At 73.2% G+C, this 15725-nt stretch carries 10 protein-coding genes; 1 reads left to right on the top strand and 9 read right to left on the bottom strand.

The annotated features are described in order from the left end of the window. Positions 1 to 60: 60 nt before the first annotated feature. The 6 genes from OC439_RS13845 to OC439_RS13820 form a co-directional block, all read right to left on the bottom strand. On the bottom strand, positions 61 to 2871 hold the full coding sequence (locus tag OC439_RS13845; RefSeq protein WP_262013748.1) for an ABC transporter permease subunit: 2811 nt from the start codon (positions 2869 to 2871) through the stop codon (positions 61 to 63). Beyond that, positions 2868 to 4820 (bottom strand): ABC transporter ATP-binding protein, encoded by a 1953-nt coding sequence (locus OC439_RS13840; RefSeq protein ID WP_262013747.1) that lies wholly within the window; start codon positions 4818 to 4820, stop codon positions 2868 to 2870. Before OC439_RS13840 ends, OC439_RS13845 begins: the two co-directional genes overlap by 4 nt. Positions 4821 to 4917: 97 nt before the next feature. Then, positions 4918 to 6276: a hypothetical protein gene (locus OC439_RS13835; protein ID WP_262013746.1), complete on the bottom strand. Its 1359-nt coding sequence runs from the start codon at positions 6274 to 6276 to the stop codon at positions 4918 to 4920. Then, positions 6273 to 7460 carry a hypothetical protein gene (locus tag OC439_RS13830; RefSeq protein WP_262013745.1) on the bottom strand — a complete coding sequence of 396 codons (1188 nt, stop codon included), beginning with the start codon at positions 7458 to 7460 and terminating at the stop codon, positions 6273 to 6275. The genes OC439_RS13835 and OC439_RS13830 overlap by 4 nt, the downstream gene beginning before the upstream one ends. Next, positions 7457 to 8485: a DUF916 domain-containing protein gene (locus OC439_RS13825; protein WP_262013744.1), complete on the bottom strand. Its 1029-nt coding sequence runs from the start codon at positions 8483 to 8485 to the stop codon at positions 7457 to 7459. The genes OC439_RS13830 and OC439_RS13825 overlap by 4 nt, the downstream gene beginning before the upstream one ends. Before the next feature lie 74 nt (positions 8486 to 8559). Further along, entirely contained in the window at positions 8560 to 10212 is a 1653-nt protein-coding gene (locus tag OC439_RS13820; protein ID WP_262013743.1) for a hypothetical protein, read from the bottom strand. A 266-nt stretch (positions 10213 to 10478) separates the two neighbouring features. Between OC439_RS13820 and OC439_RS13815 the strand changes: the two genes are divergently transcribed. Then, positions 10479 to 11297: an NAD(P)-binding domain-containing protein gene (locus OC439_RS13815; RefSeq protein ID WP_262013742.1), complete on the top strand. Its 819-nt coding sequence runs from the start codon at positions 10479 to 10481 to the stop codon at positions 11295 to 11297. 38 nt (positions 11298 to 11335) lie between these two features. Here the strand turns inward: OC439_RS13815 and OC439_RS13810 are convergent, their stop codons facing one another. The 3 genes from OC439_RS13810 to OC439_RS13800 all read right to left on the bottom strand — a co-directional run bounded on the left by OC439_RS13810 (position 11336) and on the right by OC439_RS13800 (position 15623). Beyond that, positions 11336 to 12748: an FAD-dependent oxidoreductase gene (locus OC439_RS13810; RefSeq protein WP_262013741.1), complete on the bottom strand. Its 1413-nt coding sequence runs from the start codon at positions 12746 to 12748 to the stop codon at positions 11336 to 11338. Positions 12749 to 12897: 149 nt separating this feature from the next. After that, a complete protein-coding gene (locus OC439_RS13805; RefSeq protein ID WP_262013740.1) occupies positions 12898 to 14235 on the bottom strand; it encodes an MFS transporter in 1338 nt (445 codons plus the stop codon). 314 nt (positions 14236 to 14549) lie between these two features. Beyond that, a complete protein-coding gene (locus tag OC439_RS13800) occupies positions 14550 to 15623 on the bottom strand; it encodes a LacI family DNA-binding transcriptional regulator (RefSeq protein ID WP_262013739.1) in 1074 nt (357 codons plus the stop codon). Positions 15624 to 15725 lie beyond the last annotated feature (102 nt).

Below are 15725 nucleotides of genomic sequence, written 5' to 3'. Positions count from 1 at the left end.
TCTCCTGACAGGTTCGGCGCAGGCCGGCACGGGCAAGTGGCGGGGCGACGCGGAGCGGGCTCACGACGGCACCGTCGTGCGTTGAGCGGGCACGCCGGAGCGGTTGACGGCGGCGTGGTCGGTACCGAGGTAGGAGCGGACCACGTCGGGGTGGTTGCGGACCTCCTGCGGGGTGCCGTCGGCGATGACCCGGCCGCCGTCCATCGCGACCAGCCGGTCGGCGAGCCGGGCGAGCAGCGGCAGGTCGTGCTCGATGATGACCATGGTGACCCCGAGTTCGTCGTGGATCCGGCGCAGCACCTCGCCCAGCGCGACGCCGTCGGTCTGGGACACTCCCGATGAGGGCTCGTCGAGCAGCAGCAGCGCCGGCTCCAGCGCCAGCAGGCAGGTGATCTCGACGATCCGGCGTGTACCGGTGGACAGTTCCCCGACCAACCGATCGGCGAGCGGGGCCAGGCCCATCAGCGTGACGAGTTCCTCGGCCCGGCGGCGTTTGGCCTGGTCCGGGGCGGTGGCACCAAGAGCTGCGGCGACGAGGCTGGTCGGCGCGGTCCGTTCACCGGCCACCATGACGGTCTCCAGCACCGTCATGGTGGCGAAGAGCCGCGCGTCCTGGAACGAGCGCACCAGCCCGAGACCGGCCCGCCGCTGCGGCGACAGCCCGGTGACCGGGCGGCCGGCGAACAGGACCGCGCCCCGGTCCGGACGGGTGAAGCCGGCAATGATTTCGAACAGGGTGGTCTTGCCGGCGCCGTTCGGGCCGATGATGCCGACCACCTCGCCGGCGGCGACGTCGAGGCTGGCCCCGGCGACGGCCCGCACGCCGCCGAAGGAGCGGGCCACCTCCCGCACCGAGAGCAGCGGCTCGCCGGTCGCAGCCGGTCGCAGCGGGACGGTGCGCGGCGGCAGCGTGATCGGGCCACCGGAGCTGGCGGCCTGCGCCGGCCCGGCCATCTCATCGGTGGCGGACGGTACCGGTGCGTCGCGGCCGCGGGCGATCAGCGCGGCGATCCGGTCACGCAGCCACAGCACCGGCCCGCCGAGTCCGGCCGGCAGCGCAATCACCACGACCAGCCAGACCAGGGTCAGCGCGGCCTGGCCGATGATGTCCAGTTCCAGGAATCCGGGTACGCCGACGATCAGGAACGCCCCGAGCAGCGGGCCGCCCAGCAGCGTGATCCCGCCGACCACCACGGTGGCGACGACGTCGATGCTGGCCGAGGCCGGGAACGTGTTCACGGTGAGCTGGGTCTGCCCGTGGCCGATCACCGCCCCGCCGAGACCGGCGAGCGCGCCCGCGACCGCGTACGCCTGCAGGACCCGCACCGGCACCGCGACGGTGAACGCGCGGGCGGCGTCGGCGTTGTCGCGCAGCGCCACCAGGACCCGCCCGAAGGCACCGGCGCGCAGGTTGGCGGTGACCCACAGGCCGAGCAGCAGCGCCACCAGCGCGAACAGGTAGTAGTCGGTGGCCAGGTCGAAGGTGTGGCCGAGGATGCGCGGCTTGGGCACCTGCGCGCCATCGCCGAGCAGCCAACCCTGCCGCAGCAGGAACGTGCTGGTGGCCAGCGCGAAGGCGAGCGTGGTGACGGCGAGGGCGAGCCCGCGCAGGCGCAGCGCCGGCACGCCGACCGCGACTGCGGCCAGCGCCGCCGCCGCGCAGCCGGCGAGGATCCCCACGAACAGGTTGCCGGTCCGCACGGAGACCTGCACCGACACCGCGGCGCCGATGCCGGCGAACGCGAACTGGCCCAGGGACAGCTCGCCGGCCACGCCGGTGACCAGCCCGATCGACAGGCCGACCAGGGTGAAGCCGATGATCGCGATGAGCACCGAGGCGGTCTCATTACTGATCACGAAGGCCAGCACGGCGGCGACGGCGAAGCCCACCCCGGCGACGACCCGGCCCAGGTTGCGCAGCAGCCAGACCCGCTGGTAGGCGGCGGGCAGCGGCGGCGCGCCGATCCGGCCCCAGCCGCCGTCCTCGCCGTCACGGCGCGCGCGGACCGGCTGGGCCAGCAGCGCGACCAGGATGACCGCGACCAGGGCCAGCTCGACGAGGCCGCCGCTGGACTGACCGGACAGCAGGATCTGCTCCCCCACCCCGATGCCCAGCGAGGCGCCGAACGCGATCGGGACGGAGGAGAACCGGGCGATCACCGCGCCGGCGAGGCCCCGCACCAGCAGGGCCGGGCCGAGCGACTCAATCGACTGGGTGCCCTGGGTCGGCGCCATGAGGATCGCCGAGAAGGCGGCCACAGCACCGGCGATCGACCAGGCCAGGGTCGCCATCCGGGCCGCGGTGACGCCGTTGAGGGTGGCCGCGTCGGGGGCATCGGCGGCGGCCCGGATCGCCAGCCCGAACCGGCTGCGCTTGAGAAACATGGCGAGCCCGACCAGCAGCACCGGAGTGAGCAGCAGCATCGCGGTGAACGCCGGGCCGACCGGGGTGTTGCCGATGGTGAACGACGGCATGCCGGGCGGCGCCGGGAACGCCGGGCCGCTGGCCCCCGAGCTGTTCACCAGCAGGGCGAGCACGAGCACGAACTGGGACAGCCCGAGGGTGGCGATCATGCCGATCACCCGGGGCCGGTGGCGCAGCCGGCGGACCACGCCCAGCTCGATCGCGCCGGAGACCGCGGCGGCGGCGAGCATCCCGACCGGCAGGGCGAGCCAGTACGGCAGCACCCCGTCACCGACCAGCCGGCCGAGCACGGCGGCGCCGAACACCCCGACCGCGCCGTGTGCGAAGTTGACGAACCGGCTGGACCGGTAGACCAGCACCAGCCCGACCGCCAGCAGCCCGTACGTGAGGCCGGTGAACAGGCCCAGCACGATGCGGTCCGGGCCGACGTCGAAACCGCCGATCATCGGATCACCGCCCCGTCCACCGGGGTGGCCTCCGACGCGGGCGCGGCCTGCGCCTGCGGCGCGGGCGCGGTGTCCTCGGCTGGCGCGTGGCCACCGAGCATCAGGGCCCGGACCAGGTCCGGCTGATCGGCCAGTTCACCCGCGGTGTGCTCGGCGACCATCGCACCCTTCTCCATGAAGTAGATCCGGTCGGCCAGCGACAGCGCCACATTGACGGACTGCTCCACCACCAGCACCGAGGTGCCCAGCGCGTTGAGTCGGCGCAGCATCTCCAGCAGGCCGCCGACGACGACCGGGGCCAGGCCGAGCGACAACTCGTCGACCAACAGCATCCGGGGGCGCTGGATCAGCGTCTTGGCGAGCACGAGCAGTTGCCGCTCACCGCCCGACAGGGTGGCGGCGACCTGGTCGCGCCGCTCGTAGAGGCGGGGGAAGACGGCGAACGACGCGTCGACCCCCCGGTGCACCGCGTCGCTGCGCCGGCCCAGCGCGTAGCCGTGCATGCGCAGGTTCTCGGTGACGGTGAGCGAGCCGAACACCGCCTGACCGACCACCGTGGACAGTCCGAGCTCGATCCGGCGGGGCGCGGTCAGCGCGGTCACGTCGACCCCGCCGAGCCGGACCACCCCGGCGGCGGGGCGGTGCAGGCCGGAGAGCACCCGCAGGAAGGTGGTCTTGCCGACCCCGTTCGGGCCGCAGATCGCCACCATCTCGCCGTCGCCGACGCGTACGGCCGCGTCGTAGAGCACCTGGACCGGACCGTACGCCGCGTCGATGCCGGAGCAGGAGAGAGCGGCCGGACGTGCGCCGCTGTGCCTCAGCCGGGCGACCTCCGCCTCGTCGGCGAGCACCCGGGCCAACCGTTCGGCGTCGGCGGCGGCGGTGCGCCGGAGCCGCCGGGCGTAGCCGGCGCCGACCAGCACCGCCGCCGCGGCCACCGCCAACGCCGGAGCGGCGCCGTACCGGGTGTCGAGCAGGGCGAGCAGGCCGGCGCCGCCCAGGCCACCGGCCAGGGACAGCACCGATGTCGCCGCCACGAACGCGGGGCGGGCGTCGGGGTGGAGCACGTCGGCGGCGATGCGTTCGCCCGAGACGGCGAGCGCGACCAGCGCACCGACGGCCACGGCCAGGCCGGATGCGAACAGCACGACGCCGACCGTGGCGGGGGTGGCCCCGACGAACAGGGCACCGGCGGCGACGAGCAACCCCGCCGGGGCTGCGGCGACGGCGAGGCGCAGCGCCCGCTCGCCGCGCAGGAGCACGGCAAGCGCGGCCCCGGCGAGCAGCGCGTCGCCGATGACTCCGACGGCGCCGCGCGGACCGAGGCCGAACCCGGTGTGCAGCACGTCGGCGGCGAAGATCAGCGCGCCGGGCACGATCATGCCGAGGCCGGCCTGGGCCAGCACGGCGGTACGCGCGGTGGGTGGGCGGGTGGCGTTGTCGAACAGGGTGCGTAGCGCCGGCGGCCAGCCGGCGTCGCCCGGCAGTTCCGCGGCGGTCGCCCCGGCCAGCACGCCGAGCGCCGCGAGGACGCCCGCCGCCGCCCAGTGGTACCCGGATCCGCCTGCGGTGCCGGCGGCGAGCAGTGCGGCCAGGCCGAGCCCGTTCAGCAGCCCCACGTGCCAATACCGCAGGGCGGCCGTCGCGGCGGCGATCGCGCGGCCGGACACCACCAGGACCGCCCAGGGCAGTCCGAGCGCGGTGAGCGCGAGCAGCCCCGGCAGCGGGGCGGCTACGTCGACCACCAGCAGCAGCGCGGCGCCCAGCCCGGCGCCGGCGAGCAGCGCGGCGCGTACCGAATGGCGGTGCGGTACCCGCTGCACGACCGCGACGGTCGCGGCCGCGCCGACCACCGCGGCGGCGATCACCGCGGTCAGCACGCTGGTCAGGTCGACATCGAGACCCCGGGCGAGTCCCGCGGCGCCGAGCAGCGGCACCCCGGTCAGCAAGCCGCCGGCCGTACCCGCTCCCCAGCCCGCGCTGCGGGAACGCCATGCCCTCGCACCGTCGCGGGCGGTGCCCGGCGGAACGCTCCGGCGGGTGTTGTCATCGGGTCGCAAAGGACACGTCCTCCCCGCGGTAGGTGAAGCAGGCGCAGCCGCTGTCGTAGCCGAACGCCCGGTAGCCGTTCGAGGCGGCGAACCGGTCCGGGCCGAGCCGCCCGGAGAATCCGGTGGCCGGCTGGAACTGCGTGCCGAGCCTGCCCACGGCCGCCAGCCACCGGTGCGCGTTGAGGTTCGCGCCGAGGTCCTTCGCGCCGATCTGCAGCAGCAGGACCGCGTCGCAGTACGGGAAGGCCACGCGGGCGTTCTCTCGGGTGCCGAACGACTCCCCCGCTGCGGCGAAGATGCCCAGGCAGGCTCGTTCGGGGTCGGTGGCGGGGAAGGCGTACTCCCGGTCGGCGACGTCCTGGCTCGGGTTGAAGCCGATGCCCACCGCCCCGGTCAGTGCCTCGCGCGGAATGATGTCCGGGTTGCCGATCAGGAAGCTGGGATTGTCGTAGCTGGAGATGCCGTACCGGGCGGTGAAGCCCTGCGCGGAGGCGGAGGTGAGGAAGAAGGAGGCCAGCCGGGTCCCGCCGAGGAAGAAGACCCGCTCGACGCGCTTGGCCCGCAGGTCGACGGCGGCCTGGTTGAGCCCCGTGTTGAGGGTGCCCAGGTCGGTGGAGTCGATCCAGGCCACGGTCGGGGTGATTCGCCGCTGCTTCAGGTACGGCACCACGTGCTGCTCGTACATCGCGCGGTTGGCCGGTGCGTCGACCGCGACGATGCCCGCCTGCCGGGCACCGTCGAAGAAGCCCTGCGCGGCCAGCGCCGGCAGGTACGCGCGCACGAAGTCGTCGTACGCGGGATAGGCCGGGGCGAACAGGTATGGCGCGAGACGCTGGCTCGTCGCCTGGTCGATGGTGATCAGGGTGGCGTCGAGCACCAGGGTGTGCCGCTGTGCGTAGCAGGGGCGGGCGTTGGCCTGCAACTGGCCGGTGAGCACGACCGCGAACGCGCGGTCGTCCTGGGTGATCTGGTTGCAGAGCTTCTCCTCGGCGGCCGGTGAGTCGTCGCTCGCCTCGTAGTTGCGGAAGATCGCTCGCATCCGCCGGCCGGCGATGCCGCCGTTGGCGTTGACGTGGCTTTCCAGCGCCCGCATCTGGCGTACCGGGTCGCCGGCCGAGGCGGTGTTGAACCCGGTCAGGTTCGCCGTCTTGGTCAGGTCGGTGCCGACGAACACGACGGTGACCGCGTCGGCGGTGACGCCGGGCCCGACGCCGGTGCCGTCGGCGCCGCCCACTCCGGGCAGCACCGCGCCGCAGCCGACGAAGGCGAGCAGCGCGGCGACGGTGGCGACGGCCGCCCGTACCGTCAGGGCCCGGTCCCAGCCGGTGGTGTGGGTGCCAGGATCGCGGCTCATCGAGGGCTCCCGAGGTAGGTGTCGAGCGCGGCCAGATCGATCACGGCGGCGGCGCTCTGGTTGCCGGCGCGTGCTCCGGCCGGCGTGGCCGCGCCGGGGCGGGCGGCGAGCACCGCGTCGAGGGCGGTGAGGTCGATGACCGCGGTGCCGGCGGCCTCGGCGCCGGATCCGTTCGGCAGTCCGGCGTCGCCGAGCAGGTCCCGCAGCGCGGCGACGCTCAGGTGGGCGTTGGCCCGTCGACGTAGCCGGCCGGCGCCGGGAGCGTCGTCGAAGACGAGGTACGCCCCGAGCGAGCTGACCCGCACGACGGACGGCAGCAGCGTGCCGGCCGGGGCCGTCGCGGGCAGCGGCGGGCGGTCGCGGCGGTTGGCGATGCGCCGGGCGATGCCCACGACGATCAGCGTCCCGCCGAGCAGGTGCACCAGGAACAGGGCCCACGGGTACGTCCGGAGCGTCACCTCGGCCGGGCCGAACCCGCCCAGGTCGGCCTGCACGGTGTACCGGCCGAACGCGGCGAACGGGGTGGTGACGGGCACCCGGTAGGTGCGTGTCTCGCCCGGCCGGACGCCGCCGGCACCGGGTGTGCTGATCCGGTCGCCGCCGCCGTCCTTGCCGATCCGGACGTTGAGGGGCGGGTTGGGCAGCGGGTGCGGCCCAGGGTTGTGCACGGTGTAGACGAGGGTCCGGGTCGCGGCGGCGCCGAACAGGCTCCGCCAGCCCGGTCGGCCGGCGATCCTCGCCTCGACCAGGTCGAGGCGGACCGGGGCGGCCGAGACGGTGGGGGTCTTCCCCATGGGGTGCCCGGTGAGTTCCAGCGGCGCGTCGACCTGGCCGCGCGCGGTGCCGCCGACCAGCGTGGCGTGCACGACGCACGGGCAGGGTACCGGCGGGGTGCCGAGCACGAGTTGCACCGAGAAGGTGCCGTCCGGGCGCACCGGAACGGCCAGGGCGGCCCGTGTGTCGCAGGAGGCCGAACCGCCGATGGCGAGTTGCCCGCAGGTGACGAGCTGGACCAGTGCGCCGCCGGGCCAGCCGGTGCCGTTCACCCCGAGCCGGTCGCCCGGTGCCGCCGCCGGGGCTGCGAGGGTGAGTTCCTCGGCTGCCCACGCCGGCGCGGTGGGCAGTGCCAGCCCGATGACCAGCCCGCAGACGACGGCGATCAGGGTGCGTCCGATCCTCGTCATCCGGCCTCCGCATGCGCGCGGACGCGTCGGACACCCCGGGGGCGGGCCACCTGGGCGCGGCGGTGCCTGCGCCAGGCCACGACCGCGGCGGCGATCAGCGCGGCGAGTGCGGCGACGCCGGTCCAGGAGACGACGACGGTACGGGTGGTCCGCACCGTGAGCACGCCGCCGTCGGCCTTCGCCGTCACGGTGGCGGTGACGAGGTCGACCGGCCACAACCCGGTGAACCGGGTACGCATCCGCGACTCGGCGCCCGGAACCAGGTCGAGCTGTGGGGTGGCGCCACGCTGGTGGATCCGGTGTCCGAACATGCCGGAGGCGGTGACCGTGATGGTCGGGGCGAGGCGCAGGTTGCCGGTGTTGGCCAGGGTGTATTCCAGGGCACCGTCGACCGGCGTGGGCAGCCAGGGCGTCGGGTGGTCCAGATCCAGGTCGGTGAGGTTGAGGCCGGGCGTCTCCGGCCCGGCGATCCGCAGGTAGATGCGGGCGCCGACGGCCCGCTGCACCGCGACGGCGACGCCGTTGTGCTCGCTCCGACCGCCCGGGACGGACTCCATCGCGACGATGCCGCCGATGTGGTCGCCGGGACTGGCGTTCGTCGGGATCGTGATGGTGAACGGGATGTCGGCCTGCGCCTTGGGCGGTAGCACCACGGTGCCGGCGCCGACCACCGTCCACACCCCGATGTCCGACTGCTTCTCGGTGAGCTGGCGCAGCGCGAACCCGCCGTCGCGCGCGGTGTTGTAGGCATCCGCGCCGTACACGGTGAAGGTGCGCTCGGTGTCGGTGCGGTTGATCACCCGCACCGAGTCGGTGAGGGTCCGGCCGGGGGGTGACTCGAGGAAGAAGTAGAGCCGGGGGGTGGGCCCGGCGTTGGCCGGCGGGGTGGGCACGACGGCCCACTCGCCGTTGTCCGCCGCGACGGCCGGCCCGATCGGGACGACGGTCAGCGCGATGGCGGCGGCAGCGGCGGCGAGGACTGCCGCGCCGGTGCGGAGGCGGCGTGGCCAGAGGGGGTGACGCACGCGGTTCCACCCTTCGACTGGTTGGTGTGGGGGGCGGCCGGCTCGGCCGGCCGCCCCCCACCTCGAGGCGGTCCTCAGCTCAGGGTGAGGGTGAGGGTCGCGGCGTAGGTGCCGGCGAGTTGGTTCGCCGGCACGGAGAGGGTCAGCCCGGCTGAGGCGTCGAAGCTGCCGCCCGTACCGGTGGCGCTGGTCGGTGCGGAGCAGAGCGTCGCCGCGTCGACCGTGCCCGGGGTGCCGGCCACCGCGGTGACCGCGTTGGTCGCGCCGGCGGTGTCGACGCAGGCCGGTGTCCAGGACAGGTTGCTCTTGGCGATGGTTCCGCCCGGGGTGCCGGTGAAGTCGGTGACCGTGCCGACGAGGCTCCACCCGAAGGTGCTGCCCCGGTGGTCGGTCACCGTGACGGTCGACAGGTTGCCCGTCGCCGTCTGTACGCTTCCGCCGACGGTGACGCCGGAGAACGGGATGTTGCCGGTGCCGGGGGCGCGAGCCATCGACAGGTTTCCGGCGGTCACGGTCTCCGACAGGTTGTACGACAGGGTGCAGTTGCCGGTCGTGGCCGAGCCCGTCTTGGCGGTGCACGAGTCAGCCGATCCGGTCCAGGCGGAGATTGCGAACAGGGCGCCGGACTGCGCGCCGATGTACGCGGTGGTGCTGTCCGTGACGGTGAAGGTGGCGTTGACACCACCGGTGGCGCCGGCCGTGGCCGTCGTTGCCGGGTCGCTCGTCGCGGGCGGCGGCGGGGCGCCGGTGAGCGCCTTGTAACCGCCGATCGTGACGGTGCTGCCCGGGTTCCAGTTGGTGCCGGTGACCGTCACCACGGTGCCGGAGCCGCCACCGCTGGGGGTGATCGCGATGCTCGGCGAGCCGAGGATCGTGATCGGGACGGAGACCGTGTTGGTACCGTCCGAGACCGCCACGGTACGTGCTCCCGTGGTGGCGCCGCTGGGCACCGTGAGCGTGCCGGTGCCGGCGCCGGCGGCGTCGGTCGTGCCCGTGCCGGCGCCTTCGGCCGTTCCGGTGCCGTCGGCCGCGCGCAGTGTCGCGGTCAGGGCGGTGGACGGCGCGAGACCGGTCACCGCGTAGTTGATGACGTTGCCGGCCCGGGCAGCCCCGGTCACGGTCTGGCCGGTCACCGAGGTGACCGAGACCGTGCCGCCGAAGACGGTGAAGTTCTCCACGATGGAGGTCGGGACCGGTGCTGCCTTGTGGTCCCGGTCGCCCGCGGCGGAGCAGTACGTCTTGGCGATCGGGTTGTTGAGGATCACCCGGTTGACGGTGAGCGTCGCGGCTCCGGTCGCTCCGGCCACATAGGTGCCGGTGGCGGTGATCGGGCCGGTGGGGGTGTTGCCGGGGATCGGACCGGCGGGGTAGTTGGTCTGCTGGAGGGTGACCGGGCCGCTCTGCGAGCCACCCAGCGCCGCCTCCACGACGATCGGCACATCACCGGGGTTGATCGCGACCGGGCCGTTGTTCGGACCGGCCGCCGCGGTGAAGGTCACCGTCACGGTCTGCCCCGGGCTCGGCGTCGCCGGCGTCTGAGTGAGCCCGAACGAGTCGGCCCAGTTCGTCGGCGAGCTGCCGGTACCGGCGTCGTTGAAGTACAGCCGGCATCCCAGGTTGCCCGGGGTGGGGCCGTACGCCTGCGCGGGGGACACGCAGACCGCGGTCGCGGCGGCGGCCAACGCCGCCACGCCCACCGCTGTTGCCGTAGTTCTGAGCAATCCCATTGCGGTCCCGCTCTCCTTCCTGTGGGGAACGGTGCGCCCCTTGCTGCTGTTTCGCTAGTGGAAACAACAGTTTCCAAAATTGGATAGGTTCATAAAGGCAGCCAGCCAGCCCTCCTGTCAATAGCCGGACAGGCGATTTGACGCCGGCCGATGTGATCGACTCCGCGGACCACCAAAGCGCCGGCGGCGTGTTCCGCGACACGGCCTTGGCAGGGGGCCCGAGATGGGGCAGAGTATGGAAACGGCGTTTCCATAAGGAGGTCCAGGTGCGCTACGTGATCATCGGGTGCGGCAACGTCGGCATGGAGCTGGCCCGTCGTTGGGTCTCGGCCGGCCACCAGGTGATCGGCACCACCACCTCCCCTGAGCGGGTGCCCGAGCTGGCCCCCGTCTGCACCGAGGTGGCGATCCTCCGTGGCAGCGATCGTCCGGCCGTCGAGCGGGTCACCCGGGACGCCGACGCGGTCGTGCTCACCGTGAGCCCGCGCATCGCCCGAGCCTTCGACGCCGACCAGCGCATCGCCGAGTACGCCGACACGCTCACCGCGTCCGCGCGCACCGCCGCCGCCGCGCACCCCCGGGTGGTCTTCACCAGTTCGGTGTCGGTCTACGGTGCCGGCCAGGGCGCGCTGGTCGACGAGGCCACCCCGGTCACCGACGACCCGGACGCCTCACCCCGCAACTTCATCGCCGCCGAGGCCGCCGTGCTGGCCGCCCCGCGCGGCGCCGCGCTGCGGATCCCCGACGTGTACGGGCATCCGCGCGACCTCGACTATCCGACCCGGGTGAAGCTGGCCCACGAACTGCTCGGCGGCAGCGTGCCGTTCTCGGCCGAGGCCCTGCACTACCGCATCGACTACCGCGACGCCGCCGCCGCGCTGGACTTCGTGGTGACCCGCGACCTCACGGGCGTGTTCAACGCGGTACCGGACGCGGTCGTGCCGCAGACCAACCAGGCCGTCCTCGACGAGCTCTGCGCCGCCGGGGGCTGGCCCGCGCTGACCTACCGGGGTGAGATCAGAACCCCGTTCGTGCCGATCAGCTCCGGCAAGCTGCGCGCGGAGGGCTTCACCTTCGCGCACTGAACGCATCCGTTCACTGTGGACGTCAGGCCGGGACCGGCTCAGTTCGCGGTCCGCGCGAGGTGACGCCCGACCAGCCGGCCGAAGGCCATGGCCGGCGTCAGGCACATGCCGGAGCAGAACGCGTTGCCGTTGACAGCGGCGGAGCCGATCACCTCACCGACGGCGTACAGACCGGGGATCGTCGTGCCGTCCGCACGGCGTACCCGCAGCAGCTCGTCCACGTCCAGGCCGGCGAACGTGATCAGGGTGACCGGATGGTTCTCCAGCGCGTAGAACGGCGGCTCGACGATCGGCGCCGGCAGGTGCGTTCGGCCGAAGTCGACATCCCGGCCGTCGGCGACGAACCCGTTGTAGCGGGCCACCGTGGCCGACAGCCCCGCCGGGTCGATGCCGGCCAGCCCGGCGAGCTCCGCCAGCCCGGACGCCCGGTGCACGCCGCGCCGCCGGCCGCACTGGGCGTCCAGCTCGGCCGCGCTCCAGCCGTGCACCATCGGGTACGACTCGCGTAGGGCACGGGCGTCGAAGACCGTCCAGAAGGTCATCCGGTCCACAGTGGTCAGCAGCCGCTCCTTGCGGTCGATGCTGGGCTCGTCCTCGGCGATCCAGCGACCTCCGGCACGGTCGACGTAGATCTCCCAGGGCGGCCGCTCCGGCGCCACCAGGTGCGGCCGGTGCGCCCAGTCGACCCGAAGGTCGCCGTCGACCGGGGGCAGCCCGCCGAAGGTGGGGATGTAGCGGCCCAGGCCCTGCAGGCCGGCGCCGACCGACCGGCCCATGAGCAGGCCGTCGCCGGTCGAGGCGGGCGCCGCCGAGGTGGTCAGCGGCGCGCCCTCCAGCTCGGCGAACAACTCCGGCGCGTACCCGAATCCGCCGGTGGCTAGCACGACGGCGGGTGCCCGCCACCGCGCGCCGTCGGCGGTGGCCACCCCGACCACCGCGCCGCCCTCGGTCAGCAGCTCGGTGACGCGCACCTCGCAGCGCAGATCGATGCGGCCGGCGGCCCGATGCGCGTCGAGCATCGGTCGCAGCACGGCCAGAATGGCCGGACCGCCGGGGACGGTGGTGGCGTGGACGGTCCGCGGCGTGCGGTATGGCTCGTGCCCGTACACGATGCGGGGCGTACCCGGATCGACTGTGAGCCCGGCGGCGAGCAGCCACTCCAGTACCGCCGGCTGTTCGCGCAGCGTCAGCCGGGTCAGGTCGGCCCGGGCGGTGCCCCGACTGATCCGCCAGACGTCGTCGAAGTGCCGCTCGGGGTCGTCGCTGATGCCCCGCTCATCCTGCAGCGAGAAGCCGCCGGCGGACAGGTGCCCGCCGGAGTACGGCAGGGCGCCTCCAACGTCCGGCGCCTTCTCCAACAGCAGCACGGTGCCGCCCGCGTCGGCGGCGGCGATGGCACAGGCCAGGCCACCCGGCCCGGCGCCCACAACGATCGTGGTCGGCACATCCACCTCCGGCACTCCCGATGCGTTTCCGTGGAAGTGACAGTGTTTCCATAAAGTCGGACGCCGTCAAACGTCCGCGCATGCCCGCCGACGGGCGGAGGGCCGTTGGGCCGCCCAGCGATCGTTCCGAGCACCGCGGGGTGCGACCGGGGTTTTCAGTCCACCGGGTGGTTGGGGATCCTCGATCGGACGGCCAGGCCGTACAGGCAGACCAGCCCGGCCAGAATGCCGAACAGGACGAACGGGCCGGCGGGGCGCCAGTTGTCGTACAGGGTGCCACCGGCGGCGAACGCGATCATGATGCCGATACCGCCGCTGAGCGCGAACGTTCCGATGACCGAACCCCGGGTACGGCTGGGAGCCTGTTCGGCGATCAGCACCTGACTGGAGATGACGGCGCTGACCTGGCCGAGCCCGATCAGTGCGGCGACGGCGTAGCCGAGCGGGCTGAACGGGTCCCCGACGAAGATCGTGGCGGTGTAGCCGAGGGCTGCGGTCCCCAGAGAGATCAGCACCGCGTCGGTGCGGGACAGCCGGTCGGCGATGATGCCGATGGCCGGTGCCCCGATCAGCGCGATGCCGTTTGCCACTCCCAGCAACAGACCTGCCTTGGCCAGCGCCTCGGCCTCGCTGAGCCCCAGGTGCTGGGTGCCGTACTGCTGTGCCCAGAGGGTGAGGTAGGCGCCGACGAGCGCCAGGTCAGCTCGGGCGACGAAGGCGCTGAGGTAGGCGAAGGAGACGCCGGGGCGCCGGGTTTCGGCTACGCCCTCGCGCAGCAGCCTGGGGATCGGGATGTGCTCGGAGTGCGTTGTCGCCAGCCCGCCCCGGAGGGTGAGTCGCATAAGGATCGCGGTGAGCAGGGCCAGCCCGCCGACGACGAGGTAGGTCGCCCGCAGCGCGGCGACCGTGTCCATCCCGATGCCCTCGAAGATGTCGGGCAGTTTGATCAGCACGAAGAACGTGACGAGCGCGCCGAGACCGTTGCAGAAGCCGAGGATCCCGTTGGCCCTGCCGCGGGTGGTGTCCCGGACGTAGTCGGCGACCACGGCCGTGAGCATCACGGTGACCATCGCCACTCCGACGGCGGCGACACCCCGGGCCAGGTAGTAGGGCAGGACCGAGCCAAGGAACGGTGCCATGCCGACGCCGAGGCCGAGCAGAATGTAGCCGCCGACCACGATCGGGCGCCGTCCGAGGCGGTCGGACCAGGCACCGGCCAGGCCGACCGCCGCGATCAGGACGATTTCGCTGATCAGCCCAGCGGTGCCCACGATCGAACCCTGCTCCCCCTTGGGCACACCCAGGACGGAGGTGAGTAGTGCCGTCTGCGCGGCCGGGATGAACGTGAACGTCATGATCGACGTCAGCGCCAGCCAGTAGTACCCGCTGATGTTGGTCCGGGTCGTGCCCGGTGAGAGCTGAAGTGGGCCGAACCTGGTGGTCTGCTCGGCGGCCCCCGGCGGGGCGGCGGTGTCTTCCTGGCTGCGATGCACGCTGGCCCCCTGCCCTGTGACGGCATGAATGGAAACACTGTTTCCACACACTAGCGGGTCAGGGCCCGGACGTGACGGCGTCGGTATGGCGCATTTCTCGCCACCCGGTCTCGGTCCGGCGCCGTCGACCCGTTCCCGGTTGCGCGACCGGCGGGCTCAGGACGCCGACGACGCCGCAGGCGTGTGCGAACGGAAAGCGGGTCAACGGCCGGAAGCGGTTGGTGCGCCCCGCCCTGGGGGCAGCACGAGCCCGCGTCGCATCCGGCCGTCGCCGCCGGCTGGATCGCCGAGAGCCAGGCAGAACGCGGTTCGGGTCAGGTGGTGCCGCGGACGACGAGCGTCGTCGGCAACACGGTCGGCTTGGGCGGGTCGTCGCCGCCGTGCAGCATGGCCACCAGCGCCTCGGCGGCGGCCGTGCCGAAGCCGGGCTTGTTCTGGGCGACGGTGCTGAGCCCGGGCGGGATCAGCGCGGCCACCTCGATGTCGTCGAAGCCGACAATCGCAATGTCGTCGGGGATCCGTAGGCCGGCCGCCTGGGCCGCCCGCATCGCGCCGACAGCCATCTCGTCACCGGCGACGAACACTGCCGTAGGGCGGTCGTCGAGGGCGAGCAGCCGGTCCATCGCGGCGTGACCGCCGTCGAGATAGAAGTCTCCCTCGACGACGTGGCCGTCGGCGAGCGGCAGGCCGGCCCCGGCCAGCGCGGCCCGGAAGCCGACGAGCCGTTCGGCTCCCGGCCAGGTTCGCAGCGGGCCGGTGATGGTGGCGATGCGCCGGTGGCCGCGTTCGACGAGGTGGCGCACGGCGAGCGCCGCGCCGCCGGCATTGTCCGAGGTGATGTAGGTCGACGTCGGGCCGTCGACCCGCAGGTCGAGAGCGACGCACGGCACTTGGGCTTCGACGAGGGCGAGCACGGCCGGGTCCCGGGTGCCGTTGTCGATGATGACCGCGCCGTCGAGGTTGTGCTGGCGGACGGCGCGCACGTATCGCTGCCCGTCGTCGGGCCCCGCCGCGTCGTGGCCGGCGAGCATGAGCAGGTTCAGCCCGTGCGCGCTGAGCGCCGTCTTGAGCGCGACGAGGATCTCCTGCAGGAATGGGTGGCGCCACCCAGGGCGGCGATGGTCGGTGTCCCATACCAGGCCCACCATGTTGGATTTCTTCGTGGCGAGCGTCCGGGCCGACCCGTTCGGCAGGTAGCCGATCTCGGCGGCCAGGTCGAGGATGCGCTGGCGGGTATGCTGGCTGACGACCTCGGGGGTGTTGAAGACGCGGGACACGGTGGCGACGGACACGCCGGAGCGGCGCGCCAACTCCCTGATAGTGGTCAATGTGGTGCCTTCTCTGTAACCGGTTTCACGACCGTAGCGCCAGCGATGTCCGCCGGTCAACCCGCATCGACCGTTATCGTTTCGTGACTTGACACCCCCTAGCCGAACCCGTTCACACTTCCCAGGAAAGGCGCTCGCCGGCGGGTCACCCGCAACTCCGCC

The organism is Micromonospora sp. Mcm103, assembly GCF_024519755.1.
GTDB lineage: Bacteria > Actinomycetota > Actinomycetes > Mycobacteriales > Micromonosporaceae > Micromonospora > Micromonospora aurantiaca.
This window is presented reverse-complemented; position numbering and strand designations above follow the sequence as displayed.